At 63.3% G+C, this 17,984-nt stretch carries 19 protein-coding genes; 13 read left to right on the top strand and 6 right to left on the bottom strand.

The features are described 5' to 3' along the window. Positions 1-391: 391 nt before the first annotated feature. Positions 392-1,174, bottom strand: coding sequence for an AraC family transcriptional regulator (locus GSQ88_RS24525; protein WP_159010322.1), 783 nt, complete (start codon positions 1,172-1,174; stop codon positions 392-394). A gap of 110 nt (positions 1,175-1,284) precedes the next feature. Here GSQ88_RS24525 and GSQ88_RS24520 point away from each other — a divergent pair, with 110 nt between their 5' ends. The 4 genes from GSQ88_RS24520 (at position 1,285) to GSQ88_RS24505 (ending at position 5,038) form a co-directional block, all read left to right on the top strand. Further along, the gene (locus GSQ88_RS24520) at positions 1,285-1,866 is read left to right on the top strand and encodes a chromate transporter (protein ID WP_210253880.1); all 582 of its coding nucleotides are present in this window, start codon (positions 1,285-1,287) and stop codon (positions 1,864-1,866) included. Beyond that, positions 1,863-2,411 carry a chromate transporter gene (locus GSQ88_RS24515; protein WP_159010320.1) on the top strand — a complete coding sequence of 183 codons (549 nt, stop codon included), beginning with the start codon at positions 1,863-1,865 and terminating at the stop codon, positions 2,409-2,411. Before GSQ88_RS24520 ends, GSQ88_RS24515 begins: the two co-directional genes overlap by 4 nt. Before the next feature lie 99 nt (positions 2,412-2,510). Further along, positions 2,511-3,782: an MFS transporter gene (locus GSQ88_RS24510; protein WP_349628238.1), complete on the top strand. Its 1,272-nt coding sequence runs from the start codon at positions 2,511-2,513 to the stop codon at positions 3,780-3,782. Next, positions 3,779-5,038: an arsenic transporter gene (locus GSQ88_RS24505; RefSeq protein ID WP_246784983.1), complete on the top strand. Its 1,260-nt coding sequence runs from the start codon at positions 3,779-3,781 to the stop codon at positions 5,036-5,038. Before GSQ88_RS24510 ends, GSQ88_RS24505 begins: the two co-directional genes overlap by 4 nt. A 38-nt stretch (positions 5,039-5,076) precedes the next feature. Here the strand turns inward: GSQ88_RS24505 and GSQ88_RS24500 are convergent, their stop codons facing one another. From GSQ88_RS24500 to GSQ88_RS24485, 4 genes are all read right to left on the bottom strand, one after another. Next, entirely contained in the window at positions 5,077-5,328 is a 252-nt protein-coding gene (locus tag GSQ88_RS24500; protein WP_159010319.1) for a ribbon-helix-helix domain-containing protein, read from the bottom strand. Next, positions 5,325-5,513: a DUF4169 family protein gene (locus tag GSQ88_RS24495; RefSeq protein WP_159010318.1), complete on the bottom strand. Its 189-nt coding sequence runs from the start codon at positions 5,511-5,513 to the stop codon at positions 5,325-5,327. The genes GSQ88_RS24500 and GSQ88_RS24495 overlap by 4 nt, the downstream gene beginning before the upstream one ends. 285 nt (positions 5,514-5,798) lie before the next feature. After that, positions 5,799-7,211 (bottom strand): class II fumarate hydratase, encoded by a 1,413-nt coding sequence (gene fumC, locus GSQ88_RS24490; protein WP_159010317.1) that lies wholly within the window; start codon positions 7,209-7,211, stop codon positions 5,799-5,801. A 100-nt stretch (positions 7,212-7,311) separates the two neighbouring features. Beyond that, positions 7,312-7,833 carry an SspB family protein gene (locus GSQ88_RS24485; protein ID WP_159010316.1) on the bottom strand — a complete coding sequence of 174 codons (522 nt, stop codon included), beginning with the start codon at positions 7,831-7,833 and terminating at the stop codon, positions 7,312-7,314. A 465-nt stretch (positions 7,834-8,298) separates the two neighbouring features. Here GSQ88_RS24485 and GSQ88_RS24480 point away from each other — a divergent pair, with 465 nt between their 5' ends. From GSQ88_RS24480 to GSQ88_RS24445, 8 genes are all read left to right on the top strand, one after another. Further along, a complete protein-coding gene (locus GSQ88_RS24480; protein ID WP_159010315.1) occupies positions 8,299-8,925 on the top strand; it encodes a chromate transporter in 627 nt (208 codons plus the stop codon). Continuing rightward, entirely contained in the window at positions 8,922-9,458 is a 537-nt protein-coding gene (locus GSQ88_RS24475) for a chromate transporter (protein WP_159010314.1), read from the top strand. The genes GSQ88_RS24480 and GSQ88_RS24475 overlap by 4 nt, the downstream gene beginning before the upstream one ends. A gap of 142 nt (positions 9,459-9,600) precedes the next feature. Further along, entirely contained in the window at positions 9,601-10,395 is a 795-nt protein-coding gene (locus GSQ88_RS24470; RefSeq protein WP_159010313.1) for a thymidylate synthase, read from the top strand. Positions 10,396-10,439: 44 nt separating this feature from the next. Beyond that, positions 10,440-10,964, top strand: a complete 525-nt coding sequence (locus GSQ88_RS24465; protein ID WP_246784979.1) for a dihydrofolate reductase — start codon at positions 10,440-10,442, stop codon at positions 10,962-10,964. Positions 10,965-11,147: 183 nt separating this feature from the next. Next, positions 11,148-12,308: an FtsH protease activity modulator HflK gene (hflK, locus tag GSQ88_RS24460; protein WP_159010311.1), complete on the top strand. Its 1,161-nt coding sequence runs from the start codon at positions 11,148-11,150 to the stop codon at positions 12,306-12,308. After that, positions 12,305-13,210, top strand: coding sequence for a protease modulator HflC (gene hflC / locus GSQ88_RS24455; RefSeq protein ID WP_159010310.1), 906 nt, complete (start codon positions 12,305-12,307; stop codon positions 13,208-13,210). Before hflK ends, hflC begins: the two co-directional genes overlap by 4 nt. Before the next feature lie 89 nt (positions 13,211-13,299). Continuing rightward, positions 13,300-13,500 carry a DUF2065 domain-containing protein gene (locus GSQ88_RS24450; protein ID WP_159010309.1) on the top strand — a complete coding sequence of 67 codons (201 nt, stop codon included), beginning with the start codon at positions 13,300-13,302 and terminating at the stop codon, positions 13,498-13,500. A gap of 457 nt (positions 13,501-13,957) precedes the next feature. Beyond that, positions 13,958-15,448 carry a Do family serine endopeptidase gene (locus tag GSQ88_RS24445; RefSeq protein ID WP_246784977.1) on the top strand — a complete coding sequence of 497 codons (1,491 nt, stop codon included), beginning with the start codon at positions 13,958-13,960 and terminating at the stop codon, positions 15,446-15,448. Positions 15,449-15,802: 354 nt separating this feature from the next. Here the strand turns inward: GSQ88_RS24445 and serB are convergent, their stop codons facing one another. Continuing rightward, positions 15,803-16,696: a phosphoserine phosphatase SerB gene (serB, locus tag GSQ88_RS24440; RefSeq protein ID WP_159010307.1), complete on the bottom strand. Its 894-nt coding sequence runs from the start codon at positions 16,694-16,696 to the stop codon at positions 15,803-15,805. Here serB and miaA point away from each other — a divergent pair. Next, positions 16,695-17,642, top strand: a complete 948-nt coding sequence (miaA, locus tag GSQ88_RS24435) for a tRNA (adenosine(37)-N6)-dimethylallyltransferase MiaA (RefSeq protein WP_159010306.1) — start codon at positions 16,695-16,697, stop codon at positions 17,640-17,642. The genes serB and miaA overlap by 2 nt on opposite strands. Positions 17,643-17,984 lie beyond the last annotated feature (342 nt).

The raw sequence follows: 17,984 nt of genomic DNA, 5'->3' as shown, positions 1-17,984 counted from the left end.
GGGGAGCGGTGGACGCGGATGCGCTTTTGACGAACAGCGCGTGAGGCGGACGGTTAAGTCGTGTGGTCCTGATGCCCCGATGCCGGCATCAAGTTCGCGATGATGCTTCGCATCACGCTGGCGACGGTGACAACAAAGCATGGTCTCGCCGGGGAGAGCACGAAACAGACCGTTAAAACCATTGCGCAGGGAAGGCCGGACTGCTTCCGCTGAACCTGTATGCTCGTGTGCGCTTTTTGTTTGCTACTTTTGCACATGAGACCGCGGGTGCAGCGCGCACCCGGTCTTCCCTGCACCCTCTCTTGAGGGTCGCCTGCGCCCTCTCCATTTTTAGGGCGAACGAATTTTGCAAACCTCGGGCGCAGCGCGTCGCGAGATCGCGAAGGCATATTCAGACATCATGACGCTGCCGGAGATAGAGCGCGGGTGCGCTGCCGATCAGTTGCTTGAACATCGCAGTGAAGGCGGCCGGGCTGGAATAGCCGAGATCGAAGGCGACCGTCGTTATCTTGTCGCCGGCCAGAAGACGCGGCAGCGCCCACAGCAGGCAGGCACGCCGCTGCCATTCCGAGAACGTCAGGCCGGTTTCCTGCTTGAACATCCGCGTCAACGTCCGGCGGCTCAAGCCGAGTTCGCCGCACCAGAGATCGACGGTGTCCTGCGCCGTCGGCGAAGCGAGAAAGCGCTGACATCTTGCCGCCAGCCGTGCTTCGGTCGGAAGCGGAAGACTGAGCGGCAATACCGGCGCGGCCGCAATCTCGTCGATCAACAGCGACATGATCTTGCCGTCGCGATCGCCGGGGTCATACTCCGGTGGTAGATCGACCGCTTCGATCAAGAGCTGCCGCAATAGCGGCGATACGCCGACCACCTGACATGATTTCGTCCTGCCGTGGGCGGCATTGTCGTTCAGATAGACGCTGCGGGTCGCGACCCGGCATAACATGGTGATGCTGTGATCGATGCCGGCGGGAATCCAGATCGCCTGCTGGGTCGGGACCAGCCAGGCTCCCTGCGCGGTTCGCACCAGCATCGTGCCGATTTCGGCGAACAGCAGTTGCGAGCGGCCGTGCCGATGCGTGGGATGCAGATGGCCGGCCGGGTAGTCGTTGCCGACGGAGACGATCGGCCTCGGCAGCGCTTCGATTTCCTGCGCGCGAATATTTCGGACCATGGCCCAATTCTATCGCATTCTGACCCGCTTTTGAAAGCGGGCCATCGCAGGCTTCGTATGCTGGGTTCACCGCAACGGCAATCGCGGGCGGGACAGGCATGGGCGGAACGATGACGGACAGCGAGGACACAGCGGGCGATGAAAGTGAAGTCGCATCCCGTGCCGTGAGTAAAAGTGAGCTGTTCTTCGGATTCCTGAAGATCGGCCTGCTTGGATTTGGCGGCATCGCCCCCTGGGCCAGGCGCGTGATTGTCGAAGAGCGGCAGTGGGTGACCGACAAGGAGTTCGCCGCGATCCTCGGCGTCGGCCAGATCTTGCCGGGCCCCCACACCATGAACGCCGCCGTGATGCTGGGAGACCGTTTCCAGGGCGTCACCGGCGTGTTGCTGTGTCTCGTCGGCCAGATGGTGATGCCGCTGGTGATCGTGACGTCGCTGGCGGTGGTCTACCAGCGCTTCGCGTCGATCCCGGAGGTGCGAGCCGCCCTGATCGGCGCCGCCGCGGGCGCCGCGGGCCTCGTGCTCGGAACCGCGCTAAAGATGACGCAAAAGATCAAGCCGTCGCGGCTGGCGCTGGTGGTGGCGGCTATCCCGTTCGTCGCGATCGGGCTGCTCGATTGGCCGCTGGTTCCGGTCGTCGTCACCATGGTGCCGCTGAGCGTCGCGCTCGCGGCAGTGGAGCGACGCGCATGAGTTTTGCCATGCTGTTCCGGATCGCGCATGTGTTCGCCATTCTCTCGCTGGTGTCGATCGGCGGCGCCAACGCGGTGCTGCCCGAGATCAGGCGACAGGTGGTCGAAATCCAGGGCTGGATGAACGACGCCTCGTTCGCCGATCTCTTCGCCATCTCGCACGCCGCTCCAGGTCCCAACATCATCATGGTGAGCCTGATCGGCTGGCAGCTCGCCGGCCTTGCCGGGCTTATGGTGGCGACGCTGGCGATCATGATCCCGTCCTGTTCGCTGGCCTTCATCGCCAGCCGCGCCATTGCAAGATGGTCCGACCGGCGATGGCTTCAACTGGGCAAGGAAGGCATCGTGCCGGTCGCGCTCGGCCTGATCCTGGCGAGCGGTGTGGCGATGATGCGAACCGCCGATCGCGACGGCGTCACGATCGGCATCAGCCTTTTCACCGCCGCGTTCGTCGTCCTGAGCAAGCGCAATCCGCTTTGGGCGCTCGCCGCCGGGACTTGCGCGAGCGTGATCGCGTTGCATTTTGGCGCGTTGAAAATGGGCTGAAGTTCGAGAAAATGCCTCCGCCGACCGCCGATGCGCGAACCAAACCCGGGTCTCAGGCGTTAGTCGGCCGATCGCCGATCCCGGCGAGGGAGCGCCCGGGTGACACGACCGTCGAACGAATTGGCCGCCAAAGCCGTATGGCCGCTGCTGTCGCTGAATTTCTTCATGGCCGACATGCAGGCTGGAATCGGCCCATTCCTCGGCGTGTTCTTGCTGGCGCATGGCTGGAAAAGCGGGCTGATCGGCACCGTCATGACGGTCGGCGGCGTCGCGGGCATGGTCATGACCACGCCGGCCGGCGCGGTCATTGACGCCACCAGGCGCAAAAAACTTTACGTCATCATACCCGGCATCTGCACGGTGATCGCTTCCGGCATCGTGTTGCTGTCGCAAGGCTTCTGGCTGGTGACGCTGTCGCAGGTCGCAACCGCGATCGCGGGGGCTGCGATCGGGCCGGCGGTCACCGGCATCACGCTCGGCATCGTTCGCCAGGCCGGATTCAACCGGCAGAACGGACATAACCAGGCATTCAACCATGCCGGCAACATGGTCGGCGCCGGCCTGTCGGGCCTGCTCGGGTGGCAGTTCGGGTTTACCGCCGTGCTCGCGCTGGCCGCTGCGTTCGGGGTGCTGTCGATCATCTCGGTGCTGATGATCCCGACCGATGCGATCGACGACGACGAGGCGCGCGGGCTCGACAGCGGCAAGGACGATGGCGTCGGCGTGGGCGGCATCACCGTGCTGCTCGAATGCAGGCCGTTGCTGATCCTGGCGGCGGCGCTGGCGTTGTTTCACCTCGGCAATGGCGCGATGCTGCCGCTTTACGGGCTCGCCGTCGTCTCGGCCAAACAGGCCGACCCGGCCGGATTCGTCGCGATCACCATCGTCGTGGCGCAAGGCGTCATGATCTTGGTGTCGCTGATCGCGATGCGTCTCGCCGAGAAGCAAGGCTACTGGATGGTGCTGCTGATTTCGTTCATCGCGCTGCCGATCCGGGGCGTCATTGCCGCGCTTGTGATGAACAAATGGGGCGTGTATCCGGTTCAGATATTGGACGGCGTTGGCGCCGGCTTGCAGAGTGTCGCCGTTCCGGGCCTCGTCGCGCGTATTCTGCAGGGCAGCGGGCGCGTCAATGTCGGGCAGGGGGCGGTGATGACCATCCAGGGTCTTGGCGCATCGCTAAGCCCGCTGATCGGCGGCTGGATCGCCCAGGAGATCGGGTATAGCGCGATGTTTCTCATTCTCGGCAGCTTTGCGCTCGGTTCGATCGCGCTGTGGCTCGGATTTGCTTCGATTCTTCGGCCGGCCTGTGCGCGGCGCGACGGTTCGATGTCCCGGGGCGTGCCGGCAAAATTGGCAGCGGCCGAGTGATATCAACCACCGATGCCGCCACCTGGGCGATCGCCGCGCTCGCCACCTTTGGCGTGATCGCGCGTCCGTGGAATTGGCCGGAATTCATCTGGGCGATCGCGGGCGCTGCGCTGCTGGTGGTGCTCCAGTTGCTGCCATGGCCGGACGCGCTCGCCGCCGCCGGCAAGGGCACCGATGTCTATTTCTTTCTGGTCGGCATGATGCTGCTGGCTGAAGTGGCGCGGAAGGAAGGTCTGTTCGACTGGCTGGCGGCGCAGGCGGTGCGCTATTCGCGCGGTTCGGCGAAACGTTTGTTCCTGATCGTCTATGTCGTCGGCACGCTGGTGACCGTTCTGCTGTCGAACGATGCCACCGCCGTTGTTCTGACGCCGGCGGTTTATGCGGCGACCCGCGCTGCGAAGGTCGAGCCGCTGCCATATCTGTTCGTCTGTGCGTTCATCGCAAATGCCGCAAGTTTCGTGCTGCCGATTTCCAATCCCGCCAACCTCGTCGTGTTCGGCACGCAGATGCCGCCGCTGGTCGAGTGGCTGCGCGCCTTCGCGCTGCCTTCCGCGGCCGCGATCGTCACGACCTATCTGGCGCTGCGGCTGACGCAACGCCGCGCGCTCGATACGTCCGTCCCCGCGATCGATTCGATTGCGCCGCTGACGCGCGCCGGAAAGCTCGCGGCATCCGGCATCCTGATGACGGCGATCGTGCTGCTCACGGCGTCCGCGATGGATCGCGATCTCGGGCTGCCGACCTTCATCGCCGGCGCGATCGTGACGGTGCTGGTGCTGGCGATCTCGCGACAATCGCCGTTGCCGGTGTTGCGGGATGTCTCGTGGTCGGTGCTGCCGCTGGTAGCAGGTCTGTTCATCCTGGTCGAAGGCCTGAACCACACCGGCGTGCTGCCGGCGCTGGCGCGTGTTCTCAAGCAGGCGTCGATCGCGGCGCCGCAGGCCACGTCCTGGGTCGCGGGGGTCGCGGTCGCCGTCGCATCGAACTTACTGAACAACCTGCCGATGGGATTGATCGCCGCGACCACCAGTCAGGCGGCGCAGGTCCCGACCCATGTCACCGGTGCCATCCTGATCGGGGTCGATCTCGGACCAAATCTTTCAGTGACCGGTTCGCTCGCCACGATTCTCTGGCTGATCGTCCTGCGGCGCGAAGGCGAACATGTCGGCGCCGCGCAGTTTCTAAAGCTGGGCCTGGTCGTAATGCCGCCGGCGCTGTTGCTTTCGCTGTTGGCGCTTGCCGTGGTGTCGCCGTAGCACGTCGCCGACGAATTGCGACAGTCAGACCAGAAGCGTCAGATCTGCGGCTTGGTTTCGGTGACCGTCGCCATCGCACGGGTGCGGAAATAATCCAGCACGAAAAGCCTGATCGCGGACGACAGGTTGCCTTGCTGGCGCTTGCTGTCGATCTCGCCCACCAATTCGGACAGCGTCATGTCCCGCAGCCCGGAGATTTCCTTCATGCCGTTCCAGAATGCCTCTTCGAGGCTGACGCTGGTCTTGTGACCGGCAACGACGATCGAACGTTTGACGACGGGCGATTTCATGAGGCGTCCTCGCCGTCGATGTGATGTTGATCGAGATGATCGTTGGCGCGGCTAGCGCGCTGTTCATCGAGCGCGCGTTCGGATTTGGTTCGGCCGAATCGAGCCCGGTTGGTGTCGGCCTGTTTCGCCGCTTGTTCCCGCTCACTGCGTTTCCTGAATCGCTTCAGGTTGACCAGATCCCCCATGGCTGCCCCCATCATCCGGCAAAGCAGGGGCAGGCGGCGCTTTCACGAAGACGTGAGCTGTCGCGTCGGGTGTTGGCCTGTTCGGTCGTCATCTAAGGAAATCCCCGTGGTCATTATCTAGATAGCATCAAAGAATGTGTTTCGCCCTGCGAAAACAAAATATTCTGTGCTGTACCACGCGGACGCGCAGCGGCAATAGCCGATCCGCCTCAGTCTTTAGCTGTTATGAGTCATAATTATATCGGCATTATATCGGCGGTCGTTGCGCCGTGAGCCGCGCCGAAATTACCCCGGATGCGTCATTTTGCTCGGCTGGACCAATCGATCGAATTCGGCAGCGGATACCAATCCAAGGCGTACAGCCTCTTCTTTCAAGGTGGTTCCGCGCGCGTGAGCGGACTTTGCGACCTTGGCCGCGTTGTCATAACCGATCTTGGGTGCCAGCGCGGTGACCAGCATCAGCGAGCGTTCCATCAGTTCCTGGATGCGCTTTTCGTTGGCACGTATTCCCTCGACGCAATGCTCAGTAAACGAGCGTGCGACGTCGGCGAGCAGTTGTAAGGAATGCATCATACAATATGCCAGCAATGGCTTGTAGACGTTCAGTTCGAAATGCCCCTGGCTGCCCCCGACCGTGATGGCGGTGTGGTTGCCGAACACCTGGCAGCACACCATGGTCATGGCCTCGCATTGCGTCGGGTTGACCTTGCCCGGCATGATCGAAGAGCCCGGTTCGTTTTCGGGCAATATCAGCTCGCCGAGGCCGGAGCGCGGCCCCGATCCCAACAGTCGAATGTCGTTGGCGATCTTGAACAGGCCGGTCGCCACCGAATTGACGGCGCCGTGCGCGAAAACATAGGCGTCGTTGGAGGCCAGCGCCTCGAATTTGTTGGCGGCGCTGGTGAACGGCAGCTTTGTGAGGCCGGCCACATGCCTGGCAAAGGCGCGGGCGAATTTCGGTTTCGAATTGAGTCCGGTGCCGACGGCGGTGCCGCCTTGCGCGAGCGGATAAAGATCCTTCACCGCAAGACGCAGTCGCGCGATACCGCTTTCGACCTGCGCGGCATAACCGGAAAACTCCTGGCCCAGCGTCAGCGGCGTTGCGTCCTGGGTGTGGGTTCGCCCGATCTTGACGATCTTGGCAAACGCCTTTTCCTTTGCGCGCAACGCGCGGTGAAGTGTCTCGAGCGCGGGAACCAGATCGGCGAGGATACGCGTCGCGGCGGCGATATGCATCGCGGTCGGAAACGAGTCGTTCGAGGACTGGCTCATGTTGACGTGATCGTTGGGATGAACCGGTTGCTTGGCGCCGAGTTTGCCGCCGAGCAGTTCATTGGCACGGTTGGCGATCACCTCATTGAGGTTCATGTTGGTTTGCGTGCCGGAACCGGTCTGCCAGACCACCAGCGGAAAATGATCGTCGAGCTTGCCGTCGATGATCTCTCGCGCGGCGCGGATGATGGCGCCGGCGCGGCGCTGGTCGATCAGCCCAAGCTCGCGATTGGTTTCGGCGGCGGCCAGCTTGACCATCGCGAGCGCGTGAATGATCGGCATCGGCATCCGGTCCTGGCCGATGCGGAAGTTTCGCCGTGACCGCTCCGTTTGCGCGCCCCAATAGCGATCGGCGGCCACATCGATCGGACCGAAGCTGTCGGTCTCGGAGCGCGTCGGATGTGATGAAGTCGCCGGATGGGCCATGAGGCAATATCCACAGGTGATGTCCGTTGCGCCGTCAACCGATGCAACGTTCATTCTAGGAGTTGAGAGATGTCTGTTGAGAAAGGTCTTGGGTACGGGATTATTTCTTGCGGAAGCGATCCAGCCGAACGACCTCGGCGCCTTCGCTCGGCTTAGCGGGGGCGTCCTGATTTTCGACAGCCGGTTCGGGAACCGTCAATGTTGCCGGCACCTGGGCAGCGGCGGGGACGGCGGGCAGATTTCCAGCCGGGCTCTCGGTCGCGACATCGGATGCCTCGAACGTCAGGCCAAACTGCACCGAAGGATCGAAGAAGCTCTTGATGGAATTGAAAGGTACCACCAGACGCTCGGGAATGCCGCCGAACGACAGGCCGACCTCGAAGCGATCCTCCAGAACCGTCAGATCCCAGAACTGGTGCTGAAGAATGATGGTCATTTCTTCCGGATATTGCGCCAACAGCCGCGGCGAAAGCTTGACGCCCTCGGCGGTGGACAGAAAGGTAATAAAGAAATGATGTTCCCCGGGCAGGCCATGCTCGGCCGCATCGATCAATACGCGCCGCAGCACCCCGCGCAGCGCGTCGCGCGCCAGCACGTCGTATCGGATATGATCGGTCGCCATTGATTGTCCTGTCGCGTTCAGAATGCTGCTGGTGGGATCGGCGGGCGCTGCCCAAGGCATGCCCAAGACCCGACTCGCACGATTTTAGCGATGCTACCCCGGCTGGCGGCCAAGGTCAGCACCGCCGGGGATGAATATTCCAGTACAAAGCCGGGTAAAAGGCCGATTCTTGATGGAATTAGCTTTATTGCGACAGCACTTTATGTCCGCAGCCGGCGAGCCGGCCGAGTAAATATAGGACGCAAAAGGCAGGAAAAACAGGGCCTCGGCAGCTCCCGGGCGAGTATCTCGGCAAGGGTCGGACGAGGACTTGGGCAGGTACGAGGACCTTGGCAGTATGAGGACCTGGGCAGTACGGGGGCCTGGGCAGGTATCTGTGGGCGGCATGGCAGCCACGAAACCGCCAGGCGTGGAAATCGGAGAATATCGGTTGGCCTCGCCTGATCGTCGTTCTAAGTCTGGGCCATGCCACCACCGGATTCAGCGTCGGTCGCCGTTCCTGTCCCAGGCCCTGTCTCTAGTCCTGCGCCGGACAGCCTGACGTCACCGCCGCCCAGCCTGCTCGAGCTATTTGTCGCGTTTGCCAAGATGTCCCTTGCGGGCTTCGGCGGCGTGCTGGTGTTCGCGCGGCGCGCCATCGTCGAGCAGCATCGCTGGATGACGGCGGAAGAATTCAACGAGACCTTCGCGCTGTGCCATTTTTTGCCGGGACCCAATATCGTCAACCTGACGATGGTGTTCGGCTCGCGGTTTCGTGGCCTCGCGGGTGGCCTCGCGGCCTTTACCGGCTTGCTCGGCCCGCCCACGACCATCATGACGGTGCTGGCGACGCTGTATGCGCGATTCGGCGACGTCGATGCGCTCAGGCGCATCCTGGCCGGGGTATCCTGCGTCGCGGTCGGCCTGCTGCTGTCGGTGGTGTTCCGGATGATGATGCCGCTCTTCAGGAAGCGCGATGCGGTCGGACTGGTGTTCCTGCTCGCGGTGTTTGTCGCGATCGGGGTGGCGCGGTTGCCGTTGGCGACGGTGCTGCTGGTCGCGGTCCCGATCAGCCTGGCCGTCACGATCGTGATGCGGCGGCGCGCGACATGAATGGGGAAGGCAATCCGCTTCTGACATTGGCCGCGACGTTCGGGCTGATGTCGCTATTTGCGGTCGGCGGGGCGAATTCCGCCGTGCCGGAAATGCACCGGGTTGCGGTCGAGGTCCATCACTGGCTGACCGACAAACAATTCGCCGATGTGTTCGCGATCTCGCAATTGTCGCCTGGACCGAACGTGCTGATCGTCACCCTGATCGGCTACGCCGTTGCCGGCCTCGGCGGCGCGCTGGTCGCGACGTTGGCGATGTGCCTTCCGACGGCGCTGCTGGCCTATGGCGTCAGCCGCTTTCTCGGGCGGTCGAGCCACGCGCGCTGGCCCGCCATCGTTCAGGCCGCGCTGGTTCCGCTGTCGATCGGATTGATGGCGGCGAGCGGCCTGGTTCTGGGGCTGGCCTCCGACCGGACCTGGGTGGCCGCCGCGGTGACCATCGGCGCCGCGGTTGCGGCCTCGCTGACCCGGCTCAACCCGCTCTGGCTGCTTGCGGCCGGCGGGTGCCTTGGTTTTATCGGCCTGATCGGCTGAGGGAACCGGGGACCGCCTCTTGCCGGACAGGGGCCGGATTTTCATTTTTCAGGGTATAATCCCAGGCGACCGCCGAATCGCCGCTGCCCGCGGCCCGACGGGTCGCTAAAGTTTTCGGCCTCCTCAGGACCGCCCACGCGCCATGAACCAGTATCACGACCTGCTTGAACGGATTCTCTCGGACGGTGCCGAAAAGCACGACCGCACCGGCACCGGCACGCTCTCGGTCTTCGGCCATCAGATGCGCTTCAATCTGGCGGCCGGCTTTCCGATGCTGACCACCAAGAAGTTGCCGCTCAAAGCCATCGTGCACGAGCTGTTGTGGTTCCTCAAAGGCGACACCAACATCAAATACCTCCAGGACAACGGCGTTTCGATCTGGGACGAGTGGGCGGACGCCAATGGCGATCTCGGCCCGGTCTATGGATCGCAATGGCGGTCATGGCCGGCGCCCGACGGGCGCAGCATCGACCAGATCGCCAACGTCATCGACATGATCAAGCGCAACCCGGATTCGCGGCGGCTGATCGTCAGCGCCTGGAATCCGGCCGAGGTCGACAAGATGGCGTTGCCGCCGTGTCATTGCCTGTTCCAGTTCTATGTCGCCGGCGGCAAATTATCGTGCCAGCTCTATCAGCGCTCGGGCGACGTTTTTCTCGGCGTGCCCTTCAACATCGCCTCGTATGCGCTGCTGACGATGATGGTCGCGCAGGTGACGGGTTTGAAGCCCGGCGACTTCGTGCACTCGCTCGGCGACACCCACCTTTATTCCAATCACCTCGAACAGGCCCGCCTGCAACTGACGCGACCGACGCGGCCGCTGCCGGTGATGAAGATCAATCCCGATGTGAAGGACATCTTCGCCTTCCGGTATGAAGACTTCGTGCTCGAAGGCTACGATCCGCACCCGCATATCAAGGCCCAGGTGGCCGTATGAGTCGCGGTGTGACCGCGACGGCCCAGGCTCTTGATGAAATCAGTGTGCGTCCAAAAATCATCCTCATCGCCGCGGTGGCCGAGAATGGCGTGATCGGTGCCAACGGCGCGATACCATGGCGGTTGAAATCCGACATGCAGCGCTTCAAGGCCATGACGATCGACAAGCCGGTGGTGATGGGCCGCAAGACCTTCGTCTCGTTGCGTCGCCCGCTGCCCGGACGTACCAACATCGTCATCACGCGCGATGCGGATTTTCGCACGCCGGGCGCGGTGGTGACGACGTCGTTTGCCGATGCCCGCGCGGTCGCGACCGGCGACGCGCTGCGGCGTTTAGCCACCGAGATCGCCGTGATCGGCGGCGCGGAAATCTACGCGCAATGGATCGGGTTTGCCGATCGCCTGGAGCTGACCGAAGTTCACGCCCGGCCTGCCGGCGATACATATTTCGCCGCAATCGATGCCGCTGACTGGCAAGAGGCCGCGCGTGTTCACAATCCAGCCGGTCCGGACGACAGTGCGGCGTTTTCCTATGTAACTTACATACGGCGGCCGACTTCTCCTATGTGACGTATATAAGGCGAAAGTCGCATTAACCCCGTCCGGTAATCTTTGGATTGACAATTGTAGCCCCAGGCTTAGCTGCTTCGAACCGGAAGCTTGCGTTGTAAGGGCCGGGGCCGTCCCCTATAAAGCCGTCCAGATTGCGAGGCCGGGTGTCGTATCCCGTGGGCCCCGCTGAGGAGAGTGTTGATGCCGTGGAAGAATCAAGGCGGAGGCCCGTGGGGCTCCGGTCCGAAAGGACCATGGGGCTCTGGACCGCAACCGGTGGGACCGAGGCCGCCCGACCTTGAGGATCTGCTGCGCCGCGCGCAGGACCGGCTTCAGCAATTGCTGCCGGGCGGATATTTCAGCGGCGTCGGGATCGCGCTTGTTCTGATTGCCGCGCTGGTGATCTGGGGCTTGTCCGGCTTCTATCGCGTGCAGTCCGAAGAGCAGGGCGTGGTGCTGCGGTTCGGCAAGTATGTCGGAGAAACCTTTCCCGGACTGAACTATCATTTGCCGTATCCGATCGAGACCGTGCTGCTGCCGAAGGCGTTGCGCGTCTCCACCTTGAGCATCGGCATGACGCTGATCGACGATCCGGCGCGGCGCGGCCGCACCATGCGCGACGTGCCCGAGGAAAGCCTGATGCTGACCGGCGACGAAAATATCGTCGATGTCGACTTTACGGTGTTGTGGCGGATCAAGCCGAAAGGCGTCGCCGACTATTTGTTCAACATCCAGAATCCCGAAGGCACCGTGAAGGCGGTCGGCGAAAGCGCGATGCGCGAGGTCGTCGGCAAATCAAACATCCAGCCGATCCTGACTGGCGCCCGAACCACGATCGAAGCAAATGTGCAGGAACTGATGCAGACGACGCTGGACCGATATGGCTCAGGCATCTTGATCCAGCAGGTGCAGATGCAGAAGGTCGATCCGCCGGCGCAAGTGATCGATTCCTTCCGTGAAGTGCAGGCCGCCCGCGCCAATCTCGAGAGCCTGCAGAACGAGGCTCAAGCCTATGCCAACCGGATCGTTCCAGATGCGAAGGGACGCGCCGCGCAAATCCTGCAGGCCGCCGAAGGCTATAAGCAGCAGGCGGTCGCTGAGGCCAAGGGCCAGAGCGCGCGCTTCCTGAAAGTCTATGACGAATACAAGAAGGCGCCCGACGTTACCCGGCAGCGCATCTATCTGGAGACGATGGAGCGCGTCCTCGGCGGTTCCGAGAAACTTATCTATGATGGCGGCGGAGCCTCCGGCGCGCAGGGCGTGGTGCCGTATCTGCCGCTCAATGAACTGACGCCGCGACGTCCGCCCACGGCGACAACGAGCACGGGCCAGCCACAAACTCAGGGCGGGAGCACGCGATGAGATCCCCGGTTACAGGTATTGTCGTGTTATTCTTGCTGCTGGCCGTCGTCATCGTCGGCTACAGCGCGGTGTTCACCGTGGATCAGACCGAACAGGCGTTGGTGGTGCGGCTCGGTGAGCCGGTCGGCGTCGTCACCGATCCCGGGCTGCATTTCAAGGCGCCCTTTGTCGATACGGTAATCCCGATCGACAAGCGTATCCTTGATCTGGAAAATCCGTCGCAGGAAGTCATCGCCTCGGATCAGAAGCGGTTGGTGGTCGATGCGTTTGCGCGCTATCGCATCAAGACGCCGCTGCGGTTTTACCAGACCGTCGGCTCGATCCAGGCCGCCAACACCCAGTTGACCACGATCCTGAACGCGTCGCTGCGCCGCGTACTCGGCGAGGTCACCTTCATCCAGGTGGTGCGCGATGAGCGCGAAGCCCTGATGAACAGGATCCGCGATCAGGTCGACAAGGAAGCCGACGCCTATGGCATCCAGGTGGTCGACGTCCGGATCAGACGCGCCGATCTGCCGGAGCAGAACAGCGTGCCGGTCTATAAGCGGATGCAGACCCAGCGGGAACAGGAAGCGGCCGAATACCGCGCTCAGGGCGCGCAAAAGGCCCAGGAAATCCGCGCCAACGCCGATCGCGAAGCCACCGTGATCGTCGCCGAAGCCAATTCGACCTCCGAGCAGGTGCGCGGCGACGGCGACGGCGAACGCAACCGGTTGTTTGCCGAGGCCTATGGCAAGGATCCGGACTTCTTCGCGTTCTACCGTTCGATGACGGCCTATGAGAACGGCTTGAAGAGCGCGGATACCAGGTTCCTGCTGCGGCCGGATTCGGAGTTCTTCAGGTTCTTCGGTAATGCATCGGGCACTCCGACTGCGGCCCCGCCGACGCCGGCGAAGCCGTAGCGCGCAAGTCGAAGCACCAACGGGTCGAAGCGGGACGCTGCTTCGGCCCCGATGTCAAAAAACAACGTCAAACGGGAGGTTCCAGTCCGATGAGGTCCATAGCGTTCGCCGACTTCCTCATCGGTGTGGGTATTCTGTTTGTGATCGAAGGCCTGATGTTCGCGGCCAGCCCGGCCTGGATGCGCCGGGCGATGAAGAGCGCGCTGGCGACGCCGGACAACGTGCTGCGCGTCGTCGGTATCGGATCGGCGGTCGCAGGCCTGATCCTGATCTGGGTTATCAGGCGCTAAAGCGTTTTCGAGCCAACGGGTCAAGCGAATGCGCGCCCGATGACAGGCTCCGTGGCTACCGGTTCGCATAGCAATCTGCGCAGATTGCGTAGACTTATCTGCGGTAGAAAACGCGTTAAAACAAAAGACCAGAGCCCCGTTCCGATGTATCGGAACGGAAAAGGCTCTGGAGCCCGCTCCGGTTGAAGCAAAAAAGACTGCGGGTTCAAAGCAGGGTGGGCCGCCGCGCCGATTTTTGCCGCATTCGGCCCTGCGCGCATGACGACGAAATGACCCCTCGATGCTTGCGCCGCAGCCCGGTTCGGGCGCACATTGCGCTGCAACGCCGTTCCGTTCTTGAAAGACAGAGAGAGCCCATATGACCGCCGCGATCCCAGCCTTGACTAAAGCGTTTTCGAGCGGAGTGGGAACCGGTCCGCGTGAAGAAAACGCGTCAGAGCGGAAAACTGGTGCGCGCTTGACGCGCTCCAGTCGCCTGCGCCCATGGTTGGCCGCGATCTGCCTCGGCGCAAGCTGCCTCGTGCTGGCGCCGCCGGCATTCGCGCGCGGCCCCGACGGCATCGCCGATGTCGCCGAGAAGGTGATCGACGCGGTGGTCAACATCTCGACCTCGCAGACCGTCGAGGCCAAGAGCGGCCCTTCCGGCGACGGCCGCGGCGCGATGCCGAAGCTGCCGCCGGGCTCGCCGTTCGAGGAGTTTTTTGACGATTTCTTCAAGAACCGCCGCGGCGGCCCGGGTGGCGGAGGCGGCGACCTGCAGCCGCACAAGACCACCTCGCTCGGTTCCGGCTTCATCGTCGACACTGCCGGCATCGTCGTGACCAACAATCACGTCATCGCGGATGCCGACGAGATCACCGTGATCATGAACGACGGCAGCAAGTTCAAGGCCGATCTGGTCGGCGTCGACAAGAAGACCGATCTCGCGGTGCTCAAGTTCACGCCGAGCAAGCCGCTGATCGCGGTCAAGTTTGGCGATTCCGACAAGCTGCGGCTGGGCGAATGGGTGATCGCGATCGGCAATCCGTTCAGCCTCGGCGGCACCGTGACGGCCGGCATCGTGTCGGCGCGCAACCGCGATATCAGCCAGGGCCCGTACGATAACTACATCCAGACCGATGCCGCCATCAACCGCGGCAATTCCGGCGGTCCACTGTTCAATCTCGATGGCGACGTTATTGGCGTCAACACGCTGATCATCTCGCCGACCGGCGGCTCGATCGGCATCGGCTTTGCCGTGCCCTCCAAGACCGTTGCCGGCGTGGTCGATCAGTTGCGGCAGTTCGGCGAGCTTCGCCGCGGCTGGCTCGGTGTCCGCATCCAGCAGGTCACCGATGAAATCGCCGAAAGCCTCAGCATCAAGCCCGCGCGCGGCGCCCTGATTGCCGGTGTTGATGACAAGGGTCCGGCCAAGCCCGCCGGTATCGAGCCCGGCGACGTCGTCGTTACGTTCGATGGCAAGGAGATCAAGGAGCCAAAGGACCTGTCGCGCGTCGTGGCTGACACCGCGGTCGGCAAGGCGGTCGACGTCGTCATCATCCGCAAGGGTGCCGAGCAGACCGTCAAGGTCACGCTCGGCCGCCTCGAGGACACCGACAAGCCGGTGCAGGTTTCCAACAAGACGCAGGAGCCGGCGGACAAGCCGGTGACGCAAAAGGTGCTTGGCCTCGACCTTGCGACCTTGAGCAAGGATTTGCGCGGCAAGTACAAGGTCAAAGACAGCATCAAGGGCGTCGTCATCACCAATGTCGACGGCAGTTCGGACGCCGCCGAAAAGCGCCTCAGCCCGGGCGAGGTGATCGTCGAGGTGGCACAGGAAGCGGTCAGCAACACCGCCGACGTCAAGAAGCGCATCGACCAGCTGAAGAAAGACGGCAAGAAATCCGTCCTGCTCTTGATCGCCAACTCCGACGGCGAACTGCGCTTCGTGGCGTTGAGCGTGCAGTAGCCTGCTCAGTGGAGCTGGTCGTTCGTGCCAAATAGGTTCGTCGTCCCCGCGCAGGCGGGGACCCATACCCCTGGCGCTTACGATGACGATGCGTCGTTTCAACAGGCACACTGACGCTGTTCGGAACATCGCCGACACGGCGTATGTGTCCCCGCGTTTGAGCCTGTGAAGCTATTTCGACGTCATCCCTGGGATGAACGCAATTGCGTTCACCCGTGAGGTGCGAGCTCTTGCGAGCCTCGAAGGATGGCCGCAAGCACCGAGCTGAACATCATCCTTCGAGACGCGGCCAAGTGGCCGCTCCTCAGGATGACGGTTCCGGTGGGTCCCGGCCTTCGCCGAGACGACACGAACCTATCCCCCGACAAACTCCTCGCGCCGGTAGCCCTGCGCATACAGCAATGCGGTGAGGTCGCCGTGGTCGATCCGCGCGGCGGCGGCCGCCGCGACCGCGGGCTTGGCGTGGTAGGCGACGCCGAGGCCCGCGGCCTCGATCATGCCGAGATCGTTGGCGCCGTCGCCGACCACCAGCGTGTCGAGATTGTCGAGATCGAAGGACTCGCGCAGTTCAATCAGGGTTGCGAGCTTGGCGGCGCGGCCCAGGATCGGCTCGGCAACCTCGCCGGTGAGCTTGCCGTCCAGAACCTTCAACTCGTTGGCGCGGTTCTCCTGAAAGCCGACCATGGCCGCGATCGCATTGGTAAATAATGTAAAGCCGCCCGAGATCAGGCAGGTATAGGCACCATGGGCGCGCATGGTCGCGACCAGTTCGCGGCCGCCCGGCGTCAGCGTGATGCGTTGCTTGAGGACCTCGTCGACCACGCCGACGGCCACGCCCTTCAGCAGCGCGACGCGTTCGCGCAGCGCCGGCTCGAACGCGATTTCGCCGCGCATCGCGCGTTCGGTGATCGCAGCGACGTGGGTCTTGAGGCCGGCGAAATCCGCCAGTTCGTCGATGCATTCCTGGCCGATCATGGTGGAATCCATGTCGGCCAGAAAAAGCTTCTTGCGCCGGTCGATCTGCGGCTGCACCACGACGTCGATCGGCAGATCGCCGCGCGCCTGCTTGAGCCGGGTGACGATGGCAGCGATTGGTTCGTCGCTTGCAAAGGGGATATCGACGGCGACCTCGTGAAACAGCCAATGCGCCGGGCCGGCTTCGCTAAGAATGGCGCGCGCGCCGTCGACGACCGTGCTATCGAGCGCGGGATTGGCGGGATGGCAGATCAGCGTGGCGACGAGAGACATGCGCGGCAATTCGCTTCAGGAGGCAGGCCAGACGGCAGACGGGCTTGCGCTGCTTATCGCAGGGCCGACCGCCAGCGGCAAGTCGGCGCTGGCGCTGGCGCTCGCCGAAAGGGCCGGCGGCGTCGTCATCAATACCGATTCGATGCAGGTCTACCGCGACCTCCGCATCATCACCGCGCGGCCGACGCCGCAGGAAGAAGCGCGTGTGCCGCACCGGCTCTATGGCCATGTCGACGCCGCGGTGAATTGCTCGGCGGGAAGTTGGGTGGATGACGCGGCGGCCGCGCTCAACGAGGCGCGCGCACAAAGCCGCTTGCCGATTTTCGTCGGCGGTTCGGGTCTTTACTTCAAGGCGCTGACGCGCGGGCTGTCGGCGGTGCCGCCGGTTCCATCCGGGATTCGCGACAGCGTCCGCGCCCGGCTCGAACAAAACGGCGTCGAGGCGTTGCATGCCGAACTGGCGCGGCGCGATCCGGCCAGCGCGGAACGCCTGAAACCGCGCGATCGCACGCGCGTCGCGCGCGCGCTCGAAGTGGTCGAGGCCACCGGGCGTTCGCTGACCGATTGGCATCGCGATGGTTTGCCGCCGCTGTTGCCGCAGGGGGCATTTCGCGCACTGTTTCTCGCGCCGGAACGCGATGCGTTGTACGCACGGATCGATGCGCGGTTCAGTGCGATGCTGGAAGCGGGTGCGCTGCAGGAGGTCGCGGCGTTGGCGGCGCGCGGTCTCGATCCGCTGCTCCCGGCCATGAAGGCGCATGGCGTGCCGGCGTTGATCCGCCATCTTGCGGGGGAGATCACGCGGGAGGAAGCCGCCGAGATCGGCCGCGCCGATACCCGCCACTACGCCAAGCGGCAATTCACCTGGTTCCGGCACCAACTGCCGGAATTCGAGTGGGTAGCGCCGGAGACGGCGCGGGGGTGGGCGGACGGGCTGTTCGCGTAGCCCGGATGACTCTTGCGATGTCCGGGATGAAGCGCATCCCCGGATGTCGCAAAAGCTCATCCGGGCTACGGCGTCTCAGCCATGCGCAGTACACGCCCGAAAAACACTCGCCCAACGCCCGGAACCCCGCTAAGCTCCCAAAATCGCGTTGAGCGAGCGCCTTGCCTTGACTTCTGGGGTTTCGGCGTTATGTTCCGCGCAACCTTCGGGAAGCTTGAGCCGCAAAATGCGTAATATTATTACCAAACTCCTTATCGTCGTCGTACCCAAGCGCACCGCCGGGGATGGCTAAGGCCATCCAAAATCGGGCGGTGTGCAGGGGTCCTTTCGGGCCCCTTTTTA

The sequence above is a fragment of the Bradyrhizobium sp. S69 genome, assembly GCF_009766005.1.
In the GTDB taxonomy this organism is placed as follows: domain Bacteria; phylum Pseudomonadota; class Alphaproteobacteria; order Rhizobiales; family Xanthobacteraceae; genus Bradyrhizobium.
Note: the sequence above shows the minus strand (reverse complement) of the source record. Positions and strands in the feature narration are given on the sequence as shown.